The 17,450-nt window shown below is 61.5% G+C and carries 13 protein-coding genes and 1 riboswitch; of the genes, 3 read left to right on the top strand and 10 right to left on the bottom strand.

Features of this window, described 5'->3' with window-relative positions:
* The first annotated feature begins 369 nt into the window (after positions 1–369).
* Positions 370–2,208: a methyl-accepting chemotaxis protein gene (locus IB263_RS06515; protein WP_090294529.1), complete on the top strand. Its 1,839-nt coding sequence runs from the start codon at positions 370–372 to the stop codon at positions 2,206–2,208.
* A 228-nt stretch (positions 2,209–2,436) separates the two neighbouring features.
* Positions 2,437–2,913, top strand: coding sequence for a MarR family winged helix-turn-helix transcriptional regulator (locus IB263_RS06510; protein ID WP_034803611.1), 477 nt, complete (start codon positions 2,437–2,439; stop codon positions 2,911–2,913).
* A gap of 95 nt (positions 2,914–3,008) precedes the next feature.
* Here IB263_RS06510 and IB263_RS06505 read toward each other — a convergent pair whose 3' ends face one another.
* The 9 genes from IB263_RS06505 to IB263_RS06465 all read right to left on the bottom strand — a co-directional run bounded on the left by IB263_RS06505 (position 3,009) and on the right by IB263_RS06465 (position 15,619).
* Positions 3,009–5,216, bottom strand: coding sequence for an esterase-like activity of phytase family protein (locus IB263_RS06505; protein WP_192437984.1), 2,208 nt, complete (start codon positions 5,214–5,216; stop codon positions 3,009–3,011).
* A 67-nt stretch (positions 5,217–5,283) separates the two neighbouring features.
* Entirely contained in the window at positions 5,284–6,198 is a 915-nt protein-coding gene (locus IB263_RS06500) for a DMT family transporter (protein ID WP_060522189.1), read from the bottom strand.
* An 87-nt stretch (positions 6,199–6,285) separates the two neighbouring features.
* A riboswitch (FMN riboswitch) is annotated at positions 6,286–6,468 on the bottom strand.
* A gap of 124 nt (positions 6,469–6,592) precedes the next feature.
* Positions 6,593–6,868, bottom strand: a complete 276-nt coding sequence (hupB, locus tag IB263_RS06495) for a DNA-binding protein HupB (RefSeq protein ID WP_034803616.1) — start codon at positions 6,866–6,868, stop codon at positions 6,593–6,595.
* A gap of 220 nt (positions 6,869–7,088) precedes the next feature.
* Positions 7,089–9,509 (bottom strand): endopeptidase La, encoded by a 2,421-nt coding sequence (lon, locus tag IB263_RS06490; RefSeq protein ID WP_192437982.1) that lies wholly within the window; start codon positions 9,507–9,509, stop codon positions 7,089–7,091.
* A 384-nt stretch (positions 9,510–9,893) separates the two neighbouring features.
* Complete coding sequence (clpX, locus tag IB263_RS06485; RefSeq protein WP_034803621.1) at positions 9,894–11,171, bottom strand: ATP-dependent Clp protease ATP-binding subunit ClpX; 1,278 nt, start codon at positions 11,169–11,171, stop codon at positions 9,894–9,896.
* A 284-nt stretch (positions 11,172–11,455) separates the two neighbouring features.
* Positions 11,456–12,088: an ATP-dependent Clp protease proteolytic subunit gene (locus tag IB263_RS06480; protein ID WP_034803630.1), complete on the bottom strand. Its 633-nt coding sequence runs from the start codon at positions 12,086–12,088 to the stop codon at positions 11,456–11,458.
* Between the two features lie 287 nt (positions 12,089–12,375).
* Complete coding sequence (locus tag IB263_RS06475; RefSeq protein WP_192437973.1) at positions 12,376–13,935, bottom strand: phospholipase D family protein; 1,560 nt, start codon at positions 13,933–13,935, stop codon at positions 12,376–12,378.
* Positions 13,936–13,954: 19 nt separating this feature from the next.
* Positions 13,955–14,812 (bottom strand): endonuclease/exonuclease/phosphatase family protein, encoded by an 858-nt coding sequence (locus tag IB263_RS06470; protein ID WP_034803635.1) that lies wholly within the window; start codon positions 14,810–14,812, stop codon positions 13,955–13,957.
* Between the two features lie 159 nt (positions 14,813–14,971).
* Positions 14,972–15,619, bottom strand: a complete 648-nt coding sequence (locus IB263_RS06465; protein WP_034803637.1) for a VOC family protein — start codon at positions 15,617–15,619, stop codon at positions 14,972–14,974.
* Positions 15,620–15,824: 205 nt separating this feature from the next.
* Between IB263_RS06465 and IB263_RS06460 the strand changes: the two genes are divergently transcribed.
* Positions 15,825–17,063, top strand: coding sequence for a cytochrome P450 (locus tag IB263_RS06460; protein ID WP_192437971.1), 1,239 nt, complete (start codon positions 15,825–15,827; stop codon positions 17,061–17,063).
* Positions 17,064–17,098: 35 nt separating this feature from the next.
* Here the strand turns inward: IB263_RS06460 and IB263_RS06455 are convergent, their stop codons facing one another.
* Entirely contained in the window at positions 17,099–17,443 is a 345-nt protein-coding gene (locus tag IB263_RS06455) for a cupin domain-containing protein (protein ID WP_060522184.1), read from the bottom strand.
* Between the last annotated feature and the right edge of the window lie 7 nt (positions 17,444–17,450).

Raw genomic sequence — 17,450 nt, 5'->3', positions numbered from 1 at the left:
GGCCGTCCCGCCACCGCCCGTCAATCAGCCGTCACACGTCATCCACTTGCGAAATGCGCAGGCTACCGGCAAGCATATTTCAGCCTGCTGAAGTAAAGGCGGCGCTAATACAAATGTGGTTGGCGGCGATTGTTAACATCGTCTGTTCAAGACATCGCGGCGCTACCTGCAAATATCAGATTATACTCACTTTAATCGATTAGGGCTTTTGTAACATCTTGTTCGATAGGTTTGCCCCGGCTGCGTTTCAAGCGCGTCCAGGCACCGGAATGATTCCTGCTTCGGCTATCCGCTCCGTCATGACGATCAAGAGCCGGAATGACTTAATTCAAGTACAGTTTTACGGACGGCCGTCCTTCCGGGGGTACCATGTCACGGCTCAAGATTTCCCACACGCTTATTGCCCTTTTCCTCGTGGTCGCCGTTATCGTCTCGGCGCTTGCCGTTTCATCTCTCGGCGGCATCAAGATGATGAACGAGCGCAACAACGAGATCGCCACCACCTGGCTACCGCGCGTCTCGCTTTCACGCGCGCTCGAAACGCAGCTTTCCGATACCCGCATGGCGTTTGCCCGCCATCTGATTTCCCTGACGCCGTTTGAAAAGAAGGCAGCGGAAAAGGTCATCGGTGAGACCGTCGCAGGCTTCAACAAGCTCGCCGACGAATATTCGAGCCTGATGGTCACCGATGCCGACAAGGCGGCGCTCGACAATGTCCGGACTGCCTATCAGGCCTATCTCTCCGTCGCCGAAGGCATGGTCAAGCTCTCCAACAACCTCGAGAACATGAAGGCGCAGAGCGTCTTCAAGGTCGAGATGCGCGAGACCGAAGGCAAGGTCGACGAGGCGATCAAGGAAATGCGGGCGCTGAACCTCGCCGGCGCGGATGCCGCCGTTGCCGCAAGCTCGGCCACGCATGACCAGATCCGCATGATCGAGATCGGCGTCATCGCCCTTGCCGCCGTCATCGTGCTCGGCGCCATCCTCTATGCCGTGCGCGGCATCGCTCGCCCGATCCAGATCATCACCCGCTCGATGGCACGCCTTGCCGAAGGTGACACCGACAGCAGCATCCCCTATGGCGCCCGCAAGGACGAAATCGGCGAGATGGCCCGTGCAGTCGAGGTCTTCCGCCAGGCGGCGATCGCCAATCAGCATCTCGAAGCCGACGCCCAGACACAGCGCGCCAAGGCGGAAGCCGAGCGTCTGCGCGTGACGGAAGAAGCGGAAGCAGCAGCCCAGCGCCGCCTTCAGGAAGCCACCGCCGGTCTTGCGAGCGGCCTGCGCCGCCTTGCTTCGGGCGATCTCGCCTTCCAGCTCAACGAACCCTTCTCGCCCGATTTCGAGCAACTGCGTCACGACCTGAACCAGGCTGTCGCCCAGCTCGCCGACACGCTTGCCGCCGTCTCGTCAGCATCGGGCAACATCGACAGCGGTGCCCGTGAAGTCAGCCAGAGCGCCGACGACCTGTCGCGCCGGACCGAGCAGCAGGCAGCGTCGCTGGAAGAAACGGCGGCAGCACTCGACCAGATCACCGTCAATGTCGGCAATTCGTCAAAGCGCACCCACGAGGCCCGCAGCGTTGCCGGCCAGGCCAACGAAAGTGCCCGCAAGTCTGGCGCGATCGTGTCGGGCGCAGTCGATGCGATGGGCCGCATCGAGCATTCGTCGAGCCAGATCTCCAACATCATCGGCGTCATCGACGAGATCGCTTTCCAGACCAACCTGCTGGCGCTCAACGCCGGCGTCGAAGCAGCGCGTGCCGGTGATGCCGGTAAGGGTTTCGCCGTCGTCGCCCAGGAAGTGCGCGAGCTTGCCCAGCGCTCGGCCAACGCGGCCAAGGAGATCAAGGATCTGATCCGCAACTCCGCCGTTGAAGTCGAAAGCGGCGTCCGTCTCGTGCGCGAAACCGGCGAGGCTCTGCGCACGATCGAAGGCTTCATCGTCACGATCAACCAGCATATGGACGCGATCGCCGTCTCGGCACAGGAACAGTCCGCCGGGCTCTCCGAGGTCAATACGGCAGTCAACCAGATGGACCAGGTCACCCAGCAGAACGCGGCGATGGTCGAGGAAGCCAATGCGGCAAGCGCGACGCTTGCCCAGGAAGCCGGCCGTCTGCGCGAACTGATCGCGCGCTTCACGCTCGCCGAGGCTGGCGGTCACGGCTACGCCCAGTCGACCAACGGCGCGCGCTGGGCCGCCTGATCGCGATCGGAGGCGACGCGCAAGTCGTGTGACGCGCAAACGGTCGCCTGTCGCGAGAATTTCTTGCCACATCGAGTGAAACGGCCGCCAGAAATGGCGGCCGTTTCTTTGTCGGCAATGGAGTTACCGTGAAACGCCGGAGGTTTGTGTCGACAAATGCGGCAATTATAACTATCACTAATGTTACTGCCATTTCACATGGCACCTCATGAAATTCCAGCGACGATCATGAAGAAGACATTTGAAGTTTCCGATAGACTGTTCGAGCTTTACCACCGGGTTCACCGGCTGGTGAACGAATCGATGACCGAGGAAGGCGTGTCGCTGGCGCGCAGCAAGTTCCTCTTCTTCCTCAGCAAGCTCGGCCCCTGTCGTTCGACCGACATCGCCTGCGCGCTGAACTTCGCGCCGCGCACCGTCACCGAAGCGATCGACGGCCTGGAGCGTGACCGCCTGGTCATGCGCAAGCCCGATCCTGAAGACCGGCGCGCCAAGATCGTCTCGATCACCGAAACGGGCCGCGTCGTACTGGAAGCCGCAGAGCACCCGCGCAAGCAGCTGCTCGAGGAGATCTTCTCGGCCCTCGACGACGAAGAACTCGACGCGCTCTTTGATATCGTCGGCAAGCTGGTCGACCGGACGGACGAGATCCGCAAGCGCAAGGATGAGGCCGAAGAGGCAGCGCAGATCGCGATCGCCCGCTAGGAGCGTTCTCGCTCGTCGCAAATCACAAGTGCCGAAACAGAAAGAGGCCGGGACGTCATGTCCCGGCCTCTCCCGTTTTCTCCGGGCGGTAACGCTTACATCGCGTTGATGGCGCCAATGGAGAAGAACAGGGTTTCGCCAGAGGAGTCGTCGACGCCGTCATTGTCGGTGACGACATAGCCGTTGCCGGCGGCATCGACGGTGAAGCCTTCGACCTTGTCGACGACGTAGCCATTCAGCGCCTTCAGTTCCGGAATGAGATCACGAACCTCTTCCTTCTTGACGACGGGCAGTTCACCGCCAAGGGCAGCTGGCTTCAGTTCCGAGAGCGCAACGCGATAGATCTTCTTCAGCTTGGCAGCCTGACCGATCAGGTTGTCGCGCTCGATGACATAGGCATAGTCGCCGTGGACGGAAATTTCCGACAGACCAACCCAGCCGTCACCGGCCTTTTCGAGTGGGTAGCGCACGGCGCCCCATTCTTCGCTCTTCAGGTTGTAGGAGACGAGCTTGACGAAGCCCTTCTCGTCATCCTTCCATTCGCGCTGAACCGCCATCCACAGCGTCTGCTCGTCGCCTTCGCCGACAACGGTGATGCCTTCGAAGCCAAAGCGGGTTTCGCCGGCACGCAGCGCTTCCGGCAGGGCGATTTCCTTCTTGATCTCGCCCTTCTTGTTCACGTGGAAGATCGCGTGGCTGTAGAGCTTGTCGGAGTTGCCTTCCGACGCGAGCCAGAAGCCCCCTTCCCCGTCATTGGCGATGCCTTCGATGTCGAGCTTCTGCGCCGGTGCGCCATCGCGGGTGATGGCGAGCGCTTCGGTGATCAGCGCCGGCTTCTGGGTGGCATCGATGGTGAAGATCGTGGGCTGCGACGAGTAGACCGAATCGTTGACGGCGCGCAGGAAGCCGGGCTTGTCGGCGACGGCGGCGAGACCGGAGAGTGCGCCGAAGCCGATCGGCAAGCCATCCTTCTCGGCGGAGCGGATCTGCGGATAGACCGCTTCGCCCTCGGCACGCTCATAGATCATCACGTGCGAGCGCGCGCCGCCGTCCTCGACGAGATCGACTTCGTTTGCGGTCGCAAAGAGATTGCGCGCGGGGATCGCGACGGCGCCTTCCGGCGAGATGCCCGACGGCAGGAGCTGCAGCAACTCAGGCTCGGCGCCCGTATCCTTGTAGACGCCGACGATCGAGGCACGCTCGGACAGAACGAAGAACAGGTTGTCGTCACCGAACTTCGCCGCTTCCAGGCCCTCGGGCTCAACGCCCTTGGCCGAAGAGCGCTTCTCCGGATAGTGGCCGATGGCGGCGATCGCATGCTCCAAGCTCGCGCCCGATTCGAAGAGCACCTTGCCGGTGGTGTCGAAGATCGTGAAACCGCGCGAACCGCCTTCATAGTCGCCTTCGTTGGCAACGACGATGCGGTGGTCGTCGAGCCACTTCACCGCGTCGGGCTCGCGTTTGCGGCCCGGCTGCTCGTCCTTGAAGGCAATCGCGCCGTTGCGCTTGGTGTCGATGTTCTTGAGGTCGACCGTGCCGGCAGAGAAATGCGTCTTCACCGTTCCCGTCTTGCCGTCGATGATGACGATGTGGTTGTTCTCCTGCAGCGTCAGCGCGATCTCGTCCTTGCCGTTGAAGGAAACGAATTCCGGCTCCGGGTCTTCACCGGCGATTTCGGCAAGACCGGTCAGCGTCACGCGCTTCAGCGAACCGCAATCGGCAACACCATCCTTCAACGACAAGATGACGAGGTCGCCGGCCGGCATCTGCGGGATCTTGCCGTCGTTCAGCTCTTCATCGCGCTCGTTCTCGATGGCGATGGCCGCCAGCGTGCGGTCCTTGTTGACGGCGATCGAATCCGGCTGGCCGCCGAGATCGCAGGTCGCATCGACTTTCTTCGAGGCCAGATCGACGATCGCAAGAAGCCCCGAAGGCTTGACGAAGCTTTCGCGCGTGTTGACCGCGACGAGTGCCTTTGCACCGGCGATGGTGACCGAGGTCGGCTCGCCGTCAAAAGAGACCGTGCCGGCTGCCTTCGGCGCCTTGGCATCGTTGATGTCGATCAGGCCGACGCGCTTGCCGGGGCTGTCGGAATAGACAAGCGTGTTGCCGTCTTCGCTGGCCGTGATGATTTCGGCAGATGTCGGCGCCTTGCGCGCATCGCCTTCCGGCAGGTTATCGGCAACAGCAAAGGATGCAATGCGGTTGAAGACGGGCTCGGCCGCCGCAGGAAATGCTGCGGATGCAAGAAGAACGGCCGCAAGCGCGGTCACGCGCGAAGTGATGGTCATGAAATCCCCCATGTGCGAACACTGAAAACATGGGGGTTCTGCGCGATGCCGATGACAGCCGAATGACAACGCTTGGGTTTTACACCGTTCCGGTTGCAGGCGCGGCGCGCTCGCGCCGCATCTCGTTGCGCATGATGAACAGCGAGGCGCCAAGGATCAGCACTGCGCCGACCCAAAGATATCCTGTCGGCGCGTAACCGAAGACCAGCCAGCCCGCAAAGACGTTAAGCGGCAGCTTCAGATCGTCGAAGGGCTGCACGTAGGCAGCGTCGGCAACAGTATAGGCGAGCGTCAGCAGATATTGTGCGACTACGGTCAGTATCCCGGCGAGCAGCAGGAAGCCGAGTGCTGTCCCATCCGGCATGGTGAAGCCGGCCGAAAGCGCGATGGCGCCGTTGATCGGCGTCAGAAGCACAAGCAGCCATACGGTGATCGTTTCGGGGCGCTCGAGACTTGTGAGGCTCTTGGTGATGAGCGACGAAGCGCCCCACAACAGCGCCGACAGGATCGGCAAAAGGGCGGCCCAGCTGAAGCTGTCCGACCACGGTTCGAGAATAATCATCGCCCCGGCGAAACCGACCGCGGTTGCGGCCCAGCGCGCCGCGCCGACGCGTTCGCCGAGAAACAGGCGGGCGCCGAGGATGATGAAGAACGGCGAGGTCATGACCAGCGCGATCGCCTGCCAGATCGGCACGTGCGCCAGACCGGAGACCCAGGCCCCCACACCGAAGGCGGCCAACACCACGCGCGCGACGTGACGCCAGGGATAGTCGGTGCGCATGGCCGACAGCCCGACGCGTCGCAGAAACGGCAGTGAGAAGAGGAAGGCGAAGGCATATTGCCAGAACGCCATGGCGGTGGCTGGAAAACCGAGCTTCATCGTCAGCCATTGGGTGACGACATTGAGGCCGGCGAAAGCGATCCCGGCCAACACCATGAAGCCGGCTCCGGCCATGGCGCGCGAGGAGGAAAAGCCGAGGGAAGTCTGATTCATGTCATGCACCCTGAAAGCGGACCAAACACAAATCAGGACGCATGAGCGCACGGCACGACGCCGGGCATCCCTGCCCTTCGTGTCAGCGACCATTCTCTTTCATCCGGACTATGACCGTCGGCTCCGGAGTTGCACCGGATCTGCTGACCCTCTCCCCAAAAATCGAGGAAAGGCGCTCGCGGGCTTGGGCCACCTTCGCGCGTCTCCAAGACGCCGCGCTGTCATGCCCTTACCGCCGGTGGGGACTTTCACCCCGCCCTGAGAATGGGCAAGCCCTAGAGCAAATGACGGACACCCGCAAGGGCTGCCCCCAAAATGCGAAAGGGTCCGGCTTGCGCCGAACCCTCGAATACCTGGACTGCCGGCCTCGTGTCCGGCCGCCAAGCAAATCTCATCAGCCGTTGACGGCATCCTTCAGGCCCTTGCCGGCCGTGAACTTCGGCACGTTGCGTGCCGGGATGTCAACTTCCGCACCCGTGGACGGGTTACGGCCCTTCGAGGCTTCGCGGCGCGAAACCGAGAAGTTGCCGAAGCCGACCAGGCGAATGTCGCCGCCGTTCTTCAGCTCAGCCTGGATGGTCTCGAAAACTGCATCAACTGCAGAAGATGCGTCGGTCTTGGAAAGTCCGGCCTTCTCAGCAACGGCAGACACGAGCTCATTTTTGTTCATGTTTCCACCCCTTTCAGATTGGTTCGAAACGACTGTGTTTTAAGGCGCGGCGGCTTGCGCTTCGCCCGCGTCTTGCCTTTCCCAATTGCGCCTAATCCCTTGGAATGCAAGGCTTGCAGGGCGCTTTTACAACAAAAAAGACCGGCCAATGGCCGGTCTTCCCAATTTTTCTGCAAAATGAGCGCCGCGCGAGCCGGCTGCACCCATTTTCAAACCCCCGTCAGTGGGCGACGGAGGAGCCTGCTTCGTCCTGCGAATCAACCGGTGCTACGGTTGCCGGCTCGTTTGCCGGGTCCCAATCGATCGGTTCCGGCATGCGCACCAGAGCGTGTTCGAGCACTTCGCCCACCCGCGAAACCGGGATGATTTCGAGCGCGTTCTTCACGTTGTCCGGGATCTCGGCGAGATCCTTGGCGTTCTCTTCCGGGATCAGCACCTTCTTGATGCCGCCCCGCAGCGCTGCCAGGAGCTTCTCTTTCAGACCGCCGATCGGCAGCACGCGGCCGCGCAGCGTGATCTCGCCGGTCATTGCAACATCCTTGGAGATCGGGATGCCGGTCATGATCGACACGATCGTGGTTGCCATCGCGACGCCGGCCGACGGGCCATCCTTCGGCGTCGCACCTTCCGGTACGTGCACGTGGATGTCACGCTTGTCGAACAGCGGCGGTTCGATGCCGAAGTCGATTGCGCGCGAGCGGACATAAGAAGCCGCCGCGGAAATCGATTCCTTCATCACGTCGCGCAGGTTGCCGGTGACGGTCATGCGGCCCTTGCCGGGCATCATGACGCCTTCGATCGTCAGAAGCTCGCCGCCGACCTCAGTCCATGCGAGACCGGTGACAACACCGATCTGATCGTCACGTTCAGCTTCGCCGTGGCGGAAGCGCGGAACGCCCAGATAGTCGTTGATGTTGGCAGCGTTCACTTCGACCTTCTTGGCCTTGCCCTTGATGATCTCGGTCACGGCCTTGCGGGCGAGCTTCATCAGCTCGCGTTCGAAGTTACGCACACCGGCTTCGCGGGTGTAGGTCTGGATGACCGCCATCAGCGCGCCGTCTGTGACCGAGAATTCCTTCGGCTGCAGCGCGTGGTCGCGGATCGCCTTCGGCAGCAGATGCCGCTTGGCGATTTCCAGCTTTTCCTCTTCCGTGTAGCCGGCGATGCGGATCACTTCCATGCGGTCCATCAACGGCGCCGGGATATTCAGCGTGTTGGCGGTGGTGATGAACATCACGTTGGACAGGTCGTATTCGACCTCCAGGTAGTGGTCCATGAAGGTCGAGTTCTGTTCCGGATCCAGCACCTCGAGCAGCGCCGACGACGGATCGCCGCGGAAGTCCTGGCCCATCTTGTCGATTTCGTCGAGCAGGAACAGCGGATTGGACCGCTTCGCCTTCTTCATCGACTGAACGACCTTGCCCGGCATCGAGCCGATATAGGTGCGGCGGTGGCCACGGATCTCGGCTTCGTCACGAACGCCGCCCAGCGCCATGCGCACATATTCGCGGCCGGTCGCCTTGGCGATCGACTTGGCGAGCGAGGTCTTGCCGACGCCCGGAGGGCCGACGAGGCACAGGATGGGGCCCTTGATCTTGGTCGAACGCGCCTGCACGGCGAGATACTCGACGATGCGCTCCTTGACCTTGTCGAGGCCGAAATGATCGACGTTGAGCACTTCCTCGGCATGGTTCAGGTCGGTCTTGATCTTCGACTTCTTGCCCCAGGGCAGGCCGAGCAGCCAATCCAGGTAGTTGCGAACGACGGTGGCTTCCGCCGACATCGGGCTCATCTGGCGCAGCTTCTTCAGCTCTGCATCAGCCTTTTCGCGCGCTTCCTTGGAAAGCTTGGTCTTGGCGATACGCTCTTCGAGCTCGGCCATCTCGTCGCGGCCGTCTTCGCCGTCGCCGAGTTCCTTCTGGATCGCCTTCATCTGTTCGTTGAGGTAGTACTCGCGCTGGGTCTTCTCCATCTGGCGCTTGACGCGCGAGCGGATGCGCTTTTCCACCTGCAGGACGGAGATCTCGCCTTCCATGAAGCCGAGCGCCTTTTCCAGGCGCATCTTCACGCTGGTGGTCTCTAGCATTTCCTGCTTTTCGACGATCTTGATCGACAGGTGCGAAGCGACCGTGTCGGCCAGCTTCGAATAGTCCTCGATCTGGCTGGCAACGCCGACGACCTCGGGAGAGATCTTCTTGTTGAGCTTTACGTAGCTTTCGAATTCGGAGATGACCGAGCGGCTGAGCGCCTCGATCTCGACCGGATCTTCCTCCGGCTCGCTCAGGCTATGCGCCGCAGCCTCATAGAATTCCTCGCGCGGCGTGTAGCCGTCGATTTTGGCGCGCGCGCGGCCCTCGACCAGTACCTTGACGGTGCCGTCGGGCAGCTTCAGCAGTTGCAGAACGTTGGCGATGGTACCGACTTCGTAGATCGCGGACGGTTCCGGATCGTCGTCGGTGGCGTTGATCTGGGTGGCAAGCATGATCTGCTTGTCGGTGCCCATGACTTCCTCGAGCGCACGGATCGATTTTTCGCGGCCGACGAAAAGCGGCACGATCATATGCGGGAAGACTACGATGTCGCGGAGCGGCAGGACCGGGTAGGTCGCGCTTTCAGTCGCCGGTGACGTTTTGTTCGTCATGTCATTTCCTTTCCGTCCCGATTTCGGGCCCGTATCCGGGAGCCCTACAGGCACTCCCGGCTGTCATATTTTCCACATGAAAGTGGAGTGCGACCGCGTCCATTTCAAGGCTCGACGCAGACATCCACAAACAGTGGCCGGGTCCTTCTGACTACGCATCAATGCTGTTGCGGACCTTGCGACGGACTACAAGCTCATGGACCGCAACCATTAAGGTCCTTCATTGAATCGTCACATCATTGCGTTGTTTGCGGCACTTTAGCAACAATCGAATTGTGAAATCTGCGCCCCGGCGCAGGTGTCTCAACAGCTAAGTGTGAACACATGAAGCAGACATGAAAAAGCCCGCACGAGGCGGGCTTCTCAAAGGGTAATTCAGGACGCTCAGGCCGAAACGTTGGTCTTTTCGTCCGACCGTTCCGAGTAGATGTAGAGCGGCCGGGCAGCGCCCTTGACCACCTCGTCCGAGATGACCACTTCGCGCACGCCTTCGAGCGTCGGCAGCTCGAACATGGTGTCGAGCAGGATCTTCTCCATGATGGAGCGAAGGCCACGGGCACCGGTCTTGCGCACGATCGCCCGACGCGCGATCTCGCGAAGCGCGTCCTCGTGGAAGGTCAGTTCGACGTCTTCCATCTCGAACAGGCGCTGGTACTGCTTGATCAGAGCGTTCTTCGGCTCGGACAGGATCTGGATCAGCGCATCTTCATCGAGATCTTCCAGCGTCGCCAGAACCGGCAGACGACCGATGAATTCCGGGATCAGGCCGAACTTGACGAGATCTTCCGGCTCCAGTTCGCGCAGAACTTCGCCGACACGGCGATCTTCCGGCGAGCGGACCGTTGCGCCGAAACCGATCGAGGTCTTCTCACCACGGGCGGAGATGATCTTGTCGAGGCCGGCAAAGGCACCGCCGCAGATGAACAGGATGTTGGTCGTATCCACCTGCAGGAATTCCTGCTGCGGATGCTTGCGGCCGCCCTGCGGCGGTACCGAGGCAACCGTGCCTTCCATGATCTTCAGAAGCGCCTGCTGCACGCCCTCGCCCGATACGTCGCGGGTTATCGACGGGTTGTCGGACTTGCGCGAAATCTTGTCGACTTCGTCGATGTAGACGATGCCGCGCTGGGCGCGCTCGACGTTGTAGTCGGCAGCCTGAAGCAGCTTCAGGATAATGTTCTCGACGTCTTCACCGACATAACCGGCTTCGGTCAGCGTCGTGGCGTCGGCCATGGTGAACGGCACGTCGATGATGCGGGCGAGCGTCTGGGCGAGATAGGTCTTGCCGCAGCCGGTCGGGCCGACCAGCATGATGTTCGACTTCGCAAGCTCGACGTCGCTTCCCTTGGCGGCGTGCGCCAGGCGCTTGTAATGGTTGTGAACGGCGACCGACAGGATGCGCTTCGCCTGCTGCTGGCCGATGACGTATTCGTCCAGAACCTTGATGATTTCCTGAGGGGTCGGAACACCGTCGCGGGACTTGACCATCGAGGTCTTGTTCTCTTCGCGAATGATATCCATGCACAGTTCGACGCATTCATCGCAGATGAACACGGTCGGTCCGGCAATCAGTTTTCGGACTTCGTGCTGGCTCTTGCCGCAGAACGAACAATAAAGTGTATTCTTCGAGTCACCGCCGTTGCTTCCGCTGACCTTGCTCATTTCCACTTCCTTCCAGCACGCCGGACACTTTCAAGATAAGTATCGCGGACCACTCAATTTGCCCTGAGCCTCAACCTCAAACAGGGCTTCCGGGAGTACTCACCGCCCCAGGCGTAAACGCCCGACGCAGTCGCAACGACTCTCCCAACTCCGAACGAACACTACGCTGACAGATTCCAACATAGCATTAATGGTTCATATTACCGGCTTTACCCTGTCGATAAAGCCCTTGAGCCATTACAATTGTGTCACAATTACATCTATCCCGACACAAATGCGCGTTATCAGGCCTGCTCGCCGCCCTCGATCTCTTCGCGCGAGGTCAGAACCTTGTCGACAAGGCCCCAGCTCAGAGCTTCGTCCGCATTCATGAAATGATCGCGATCGAGCGTCTGCTCAACCTCTTCATAGGTCCGTCCGCAGTGCTTGACGTAGACCTCGTTGAGGCGGCGCTTCATCTTCAGGATGTCCTTGGCGTGGCGCTCGATATCCGAGGCCTGGCCCTGGAAACCGCCCGAGGGCTGGTGAACCATGATGCGCGCGTTCGGCGTGGCGAAACGCATGTCCTTGTGGCCGGCGGCCAGGAGCAGCGAACCCATCGAGGCCGCCTGACCGACGCAAAGCGTCGAAACGGCCGGCTTGATGAACTGCATCGTGTCGTAGATCGCCATGCCCGACGTGACGACGCCGCCCGGCGAATTGATGTAGAGCGCGATTTCCTTCTTCGGGTTTTCCGCCTCAAGGAAAAGAAGCTGGGCGCAGACGAGCGTTGCCATCTGGTCTTCGACCGGGCCGGTCACGAAGATGATGCGCTCCTTCAGAAGGCGCGAAAAGATATCGTAGGAACGTTCACCGCGGTTGGTCTGTTCAACAACCATCGGCACCAGTGCCAGGGCGGTATCAACGGGATTTCTCATATCGAACCTTCATCAATCGGGTTCGCAAAACCTTTGCGAACCGGGAATCACGGGATTTACCTTCTGCTCCTACATAGAGTGTCAACACCCTTCACTTCAAGTCGCGAAGCTTCGATAAGCTTAATCGAAGGTCCGCTTTGCTTCGAAGTTCGGCCGTCCTCCACACATGGTTGGCGATAGAACATTTTTCCATCGATATCCTCGGTTGAGGCCATGGACGCAAACTCTGCACACAGGCTTCGGCGATATCGGTAAACGAAGGGGAAATCCGCGAACCTGGGCGCTGTTCACAGCTGCGACTCGATCGGCAGCACACGGATTACCCCGGCGATCATGCGCCTTGCCAGGCTCGCGTCCGGCTCGTGGCGCACCAGCCGCTCGGAGCCATTGGCGCGATCACGCCAGACAAGACGCGATCCTTCGATGTCGATCCGGTAGCTGATCGACGGCGAAGTTTCCTCCTCGAACATGGAAGCCAGTTCGCCGGCGAGTGCCACATCCTGAAAGACGACGCCCATTTCCGTGTTGAGTGAAGCTGAGCGCGGATCGAAGTTCATCGAGCCGACAAAACCGTTCAGGCCGTCGACCACGAACGCCTTGCTGTGCAGGCTCGCGTTGCGGCGTCCGAACAATGTCATGCGGTGTCCCTCGGCGACATCGCCCTGCTCCTTCAACTCGAAGAGCGCGACGCCGGCCCGGATGAGCTTCCGGCGATATTTGACATAACCGCCGTGAACGGCGGCAACGTCGGTCGCTGCAAGCGAATTGGTCAGGACCGCCACGCGAGCGCCGCGCGAAACAATGGCGGCGAGTTCCCGCGTGCCGGCAACGCCGGGAATGAAATAGGGCGAGATTATCCGCAAGTCCCGCGTGGCTGCCTCGATCAGCGGAAAGAGTTCGCGCAACAGCCAGTTCTGGCGCCGCTGCATCAGCGCCTTTTCCGGCGGATCGGATGCCAGACGGATCTCGGAACTCCAGTGAAGCCGCCGTGTGCCTTGGTAGATCTCCGCCTCTTCAACCGCCTTGTCGACGCGCTCGAGATAGAACCGGCCTGCCGGCGTGCGCGCCAATCCTTCGACGGAATCGCGCAGTGCCGGCAGATACTGCTTGCGCGGCGTGCGCAGCGCCGCGATCGGGAGCACGGATGTGCTGTTCCAGTAGCGGTCGAACATGGCAGACGCCTGCTCCAGCACGGGTCCGACCATCCAGACATCGAGGTCACGGAAATTGGAGAGCTCGGCGGCATCGAAATAGGCGTCTCCGATGTTGCGGCCGCCGGCTATCGCAACGCGGCCGTCGGCTACCCAGAGCTTGTTGTGCATGCGGCGCGTGGCGCTGAAGGCGCGGATCGCCATTTCGAAGCCGCGGCGAAAGCGGTCGGTGCGCGCCCGGCTCGGATTGAAGAGCCGTACGTCGATATGGGGATGGGCGTCGAGCGCGATGCACATTCGGTCATGGATGCCCGCATTGATGTCGTCGAGCAGCAGCCGGACGCGGACGCCACGGTCCGCGGCGGCCAGGATCTCGCGGGCGAGAAGAAGACCGGTCAGGTCGCCCTTCCAGTAGTAGTACTGCAGGTCGAGGCTGCGTCCGGCGCGTCGTGCTGCGTGAGCTCGGACCACCAGGGCCTCGATATTATCGGAAACAAGCGCCACCCCATTGGCACCCGCCTGCCCCGCAACGAGCGGCGCCACATATCGGTCGAGCTCCGTGACGGCATCGGCCAGCGGGAGTGCGCTTGACGGCGGCCCGTGCGGGCGGCGGCCGAACCGGCCGTAGACATAGAGAACCGTCGCCACAACCAGTCCGAGGATGGCGGCAACGGTGAACAGGATAGAGGATCCCATCGAAAACTCGCCCGTGCCTTTAGGCCGCCCCCGTACGCCCGGCTTCGACCCGTCGGCCGTCTCTTTGTTCCGGCTGCGCCGCCTTCAGGTCGATCGAGGCCTTTACCGGCAGATGATCCGAGGCAATCCGCGCCAACGGCGAATCGTGCACGGCGACCGACGTCACCAGGCTATGCGGGTTTCCGAGCACACGGTCGAGCGGCAACAGGGGAAAGCGTGAGGGAAAACTGGCGACCGTCGCGTGGGACGGATCGAATACCGGGCTGAGGAAGGACAGCGACGAACGCCGCCCCATCCGCCATTCATTAAGGTCGCCGATGAGCAGCGTCGGCCGCCCGTTCGCATCGGACGCTGCCTCGAGGATCGCCTCGGCCTGCTGGGCACGCGAATGCCGCAGAAGTCCTAGATGGGCGGCGATGATGCGCAGCGGCCCCACTTTCAGATCGAGATCGACGACCAGCGCACCGCGCGGTTCCACGCCGGGAAGCTTGAGCTGCCGCACGTCGGAAACGGCGCCCTCACGCAGCAGCAGGACATTGCCGTGCCAGCCATGCCCCTTGGTCGAAAATCCGGAAATCGGCACCGAAACAAGGTGTGCCTCGCGGCGCAAATGCTCGAGATCGAGCAGACCGGCACGCTCACCGAACCGCTGGTCGGCCTCCTGAAGCGCGACGATATCTGCGCCCAACTCACCGATGACATTGGCGGTACGACCGGGGTCGAAGCGCCCGTCGGTGCCGACGCATTTGTGAATGTTGTAGGAGGCGATTACGATATCGCCACGGCTGACCGCGGCTTCGCGATGAACGACGGTGGGGCGTCTCTTGCGGATCGCAGCGACGATCCCCGCCGATAGACTGGACTGGTTTTTTCCCATGCCGCTCCCTGCTTGCTGGCCGCATCATGCGCAAATAGGTCGCCTGGTGCCACAGAAAAAGGGAGGAAAGCGGAAGTTTGTTCCCCGCGGATAGCACGCCTGGAGATACGGACGCCGGCAGCAAACGCGCGCTACCGGCGCCCCTTCCCGCGCTTTCGTTCAATCGGCCGGCCCTGCAAACAGGATCAGATTTCCGTCGGGATCGAGCACGATAAACGTCCGTGCGCCCCAGGGTTCCGTGCGCAACGTTTGGTGAAAAAAGACCCCGGCCGACTGGTAGCTCAGGAACAATTGCTTGATGTCATTGGCGGTATCGAGGGCGATGGAGGCGGAAAGCAGGTGCTCGCGCTGCCGGATGTCGCCGACGAAGACGGGTTCGCAGACGAGACGCAGAGCGAGCCGAGCATTGTCCCGGATCACCTGCCCGTAGAAGGGCGGATCGCCGTAGACGAAATCGACCGCAAAGCCGAGCTTCTCGGTGAAGAAGTCGCACGCGGCGCTGATATCGGCAACGAACAACTGCGCGGCTGTCGATTGCAGCACCGGCTGCGGTGTGGCGGGTTTGGATTGCATGGTCATTGTCAGGGCTCCTGATTTGAGCGCCTGCCAACTGTCGAACCCCGATTGACGCGCGATCAGTTCCTGCGCGTCGGCGAGCTTGAACTCCGACTTGAGAATGGTCTCGTCGTCAAGATCGCGGAAGCGCGGCAAGGCAGCCCTGATCTCGGCTGCGACCGGATAGTATTGGTCGCGATGCCATCTGAGGTATTGCTTCGCCTGCTTCTTCAGGTTTTCAAGGTTTGGCATGGGCGCAACTACGGTCTGTGTTCCGTAGGCGGGCGTTGCCCTTTCAGCCCTCTGCCGATGCGCCCTACGCAGCCAGCAGAGATTGGCCGCCATGGCACGTGCTGTCAACGCCCCGATGGCCGCGGGTGCCGATATCCGCCCTTGCCGGCCGAACCGCGGTTCCCTTAGACATAGGGACCATTGAAGTCCGCGAAGAGCCGCTGCCATGCCTGCCATTTCCATCGACCGCACGCTGAGGCGCGTTTCCATCGACGCGCGGGATCCTGCCTTCTACCGTGATCCGCTCGCAGCCTATGCCGAGATCCATGCGCAGTGCCCGGCCTTCTTCTGGGAGGAACGTCAGCAATGGTATTTCGCCGGCTACGACCTGGTGAACGCGCTTTTGCGCGACCGACGCTTCGGCCGGCAGATACTGCATGTGGCGACACGCGACGAACTCGGCCTGCCGCTGCCGAAGCCGCATCTGAAGGATTTCGACGCGCTCGAAGAGCATTCGCTGCTGGAACTCGAACCACCGGCGCACACGCGGCTGCGCACGCTCGTCAACCGGGCCTTCGTCTCGCGGCAGATCGAACAGCTCCGGCCGGACATCGAGCAACTGTCGCATGCCCTCATCGCCGGCTTTGCCGATGACGGCGAGGTCGAACTGCTGAAAAGCTTTGCCGAAACGCTTCCCGTGACGATCATCGCCCGCATGCTCGGCATTCCCGTCGAAGCGGCGCCCGATCTGCTCGACTGGTCGCATCGCATGGTCCGGATGTATGTCTTCAACCCGAGCTACGAGACCGAACTCGACGCTAACCAAGCCTCCGCAGATTTTGCCGACTATCTGCGCGGCATCATCGCCGAGAAGCGCCGCACCCCCGCAGACGACCTGCTGACGCACATGATTACCTCGGAAAAGGATGGCGAGCGGCTGTCGGAGGCGGAACTGGTCTCGACCACCGCCCTCCTCCTCAATGCAGGTCACGAGGCGACCGTGCACCAGATCGGCAACGCGGTGAAGACAATCCTGCAATCCGGGCTTCCGGCGAAAGACCTGTTTGCCACGGAGACGGCAACCGCGCTGACGGTGGAGGAGTGTCTGCGCTTTGCGGCACCGCTGCATATTTTCCAGCGTTATGCGCTCTCGGATATCGAACTCGATGAAGGCGTCACTCTGCGAAAGGGCGACAAGATCGGCCTGCTGCTCGGAGCGGCGAACGTGGACCCGAAGAAGTTCACCGGACCGAACGCGTTCCGGCCGACGCGCGACGAAGGCGCCAATGTCTCTTTCGGAGCGGGCCTGCATTTCTGTATCGGCGCGCCGCTTGCCCGGCTGGAGCTCAATCTGGCGCTGCCGATCCTCTTTCAGCGCCTGCCGAACATGCGGCTGAAGAACGAGCCCGAGGTCAAGGACGCGTTCCATTTTCACGGCCTGGAACGCCTCGACCTCGTCTGGTGACGAGCACCGAAGACTGATCTCCGGTGCTTGAGCGATCACAGACGGATGACATAGTCCTTGCGGGTCGTCTCCACGACCTCCCAGGTGCCCTCAAAGCCGGGACGCAGGATCATGCTGTCGCCGGCGCGCAGATGCGCCGCTTCGCCGCCATCCTGCGTGACGATCGAATAGCCTGAGAGGATGTGGAAGTATTCCCACTCCTCATAGACGATCCGCCACTTGCCGGGCGTCGATTCCCAGACCCCGGCATAGAGACCTCCTTCGGCCTCCTCAAGGTTCCAGGTCTTGAACTGCGGCGCGCCTGAGATGAGCCGGTCGGCCGCCGGCGTACCGATTTCCGCCTCGACGGTGGACAAGTCAAACTTCTGCATATTCGTCATCTTGGCA

It is taken from the genome of Ensifer sp. ENS03 (assembly GCF_014852035.1).
GTDB lineage: Bacteria > Pseudomonadota > Alphaproteobacteria > Rhizobiales > Rhizobiaceae > Ensifer > Ensifer adhaerens.
The sequence above is the reverse complement of the archived record's forward strand: the minus strand, read 5'-3'. Positions and strand labels throughout refer to the sequence as shown.

Coding starts and splice junctions, on each gene's coding strand:
- IB263_RS06515 (WP_090294529.1), top strand. CDS start 370: ATGTCACGGCTCAAGATTTCCCACACGCTTATTGCCCTTTTCCTCGTG.
- IB263_RS06510 (WP_034803611.1), top strand. CDS start 2,437: ATGAAGAAGACATTTGAAGTTTCCGATAGACTGTTCGAGCTTTACCAC.
- IB263_RS06505 (WP_192437984.1), bottom strand. CDS start 5,216: ATGGGGGATTTCATGACCATCACTTCGCGCGTGACCGCGCTTGCGGCC.
- IB263_RS06500 (WP_060522189.1), bottom strand. CDS start 6,198: ATGAATCAGACTTCCCTCGGCTTTTCCTCCTCGCGCGCCATGGCCGGA.
- hupB (WP_034803616.1), bottom strand. CDS start 6,868: ATGAACAAAAATGAGCTCGTGTCTGCCGTTGCTGAGAAGGCCGGACTT.
- lon (WP_192437982.1), bottom strand. CDS start 9,509: ATGACGAACAAAACGTCACCGGCGACTGAAAGCGCGACCTACCCGGTC.
- clpX (WP_034803621.1), bottom strand. CDS start 11,171: ATGAGCAAGGTCAGCGGAAGCAACGGCGGTGACTCGAAGAATACACTT.
- IB263_RS06480 (WP_034803630.1), bottom strand. CDS start 12,088: ATGAGAAATCCCGTTGATACCGCCCTGGCACTGGTGCCGATGGTTGTT.
- IB263_RS06475 (WP_192437973.1), bottom strand. CDS start 13,935: ATGGGATCCTCTATCCTGTTCACCGTTGCCGCCATCCTCGGACTGGTT.
- IB263_RS06470 (WP_034803635.1), bottom strand. CDS start 14,812: ATGGGAAAAAACCAGTCCAGTCTATCGGCGGGGATCGTCGCTGCGATC.
- IB263_RS06465 (WP_034803637.1), bottom strand. CDS start 15,619: ATGCCAAACCTTGAAAACCTGAAGAAGCAGGCGAAGCAATACCTCAGA.
- IB263_RS06460 (WP_192437971.1), top strand. CDS start 15,825: ATGCCTGCCATTTCCATCGACCGCACGCTGAGGCGCGTTTCCATCGAC.
- IB263_RS06455 (WP_060522184.1), bottom strand. CDS start 17,443: ATGACGAATATGCAGAAGTTTGACTTGTCCACCGTCGAGGCGGAAATC.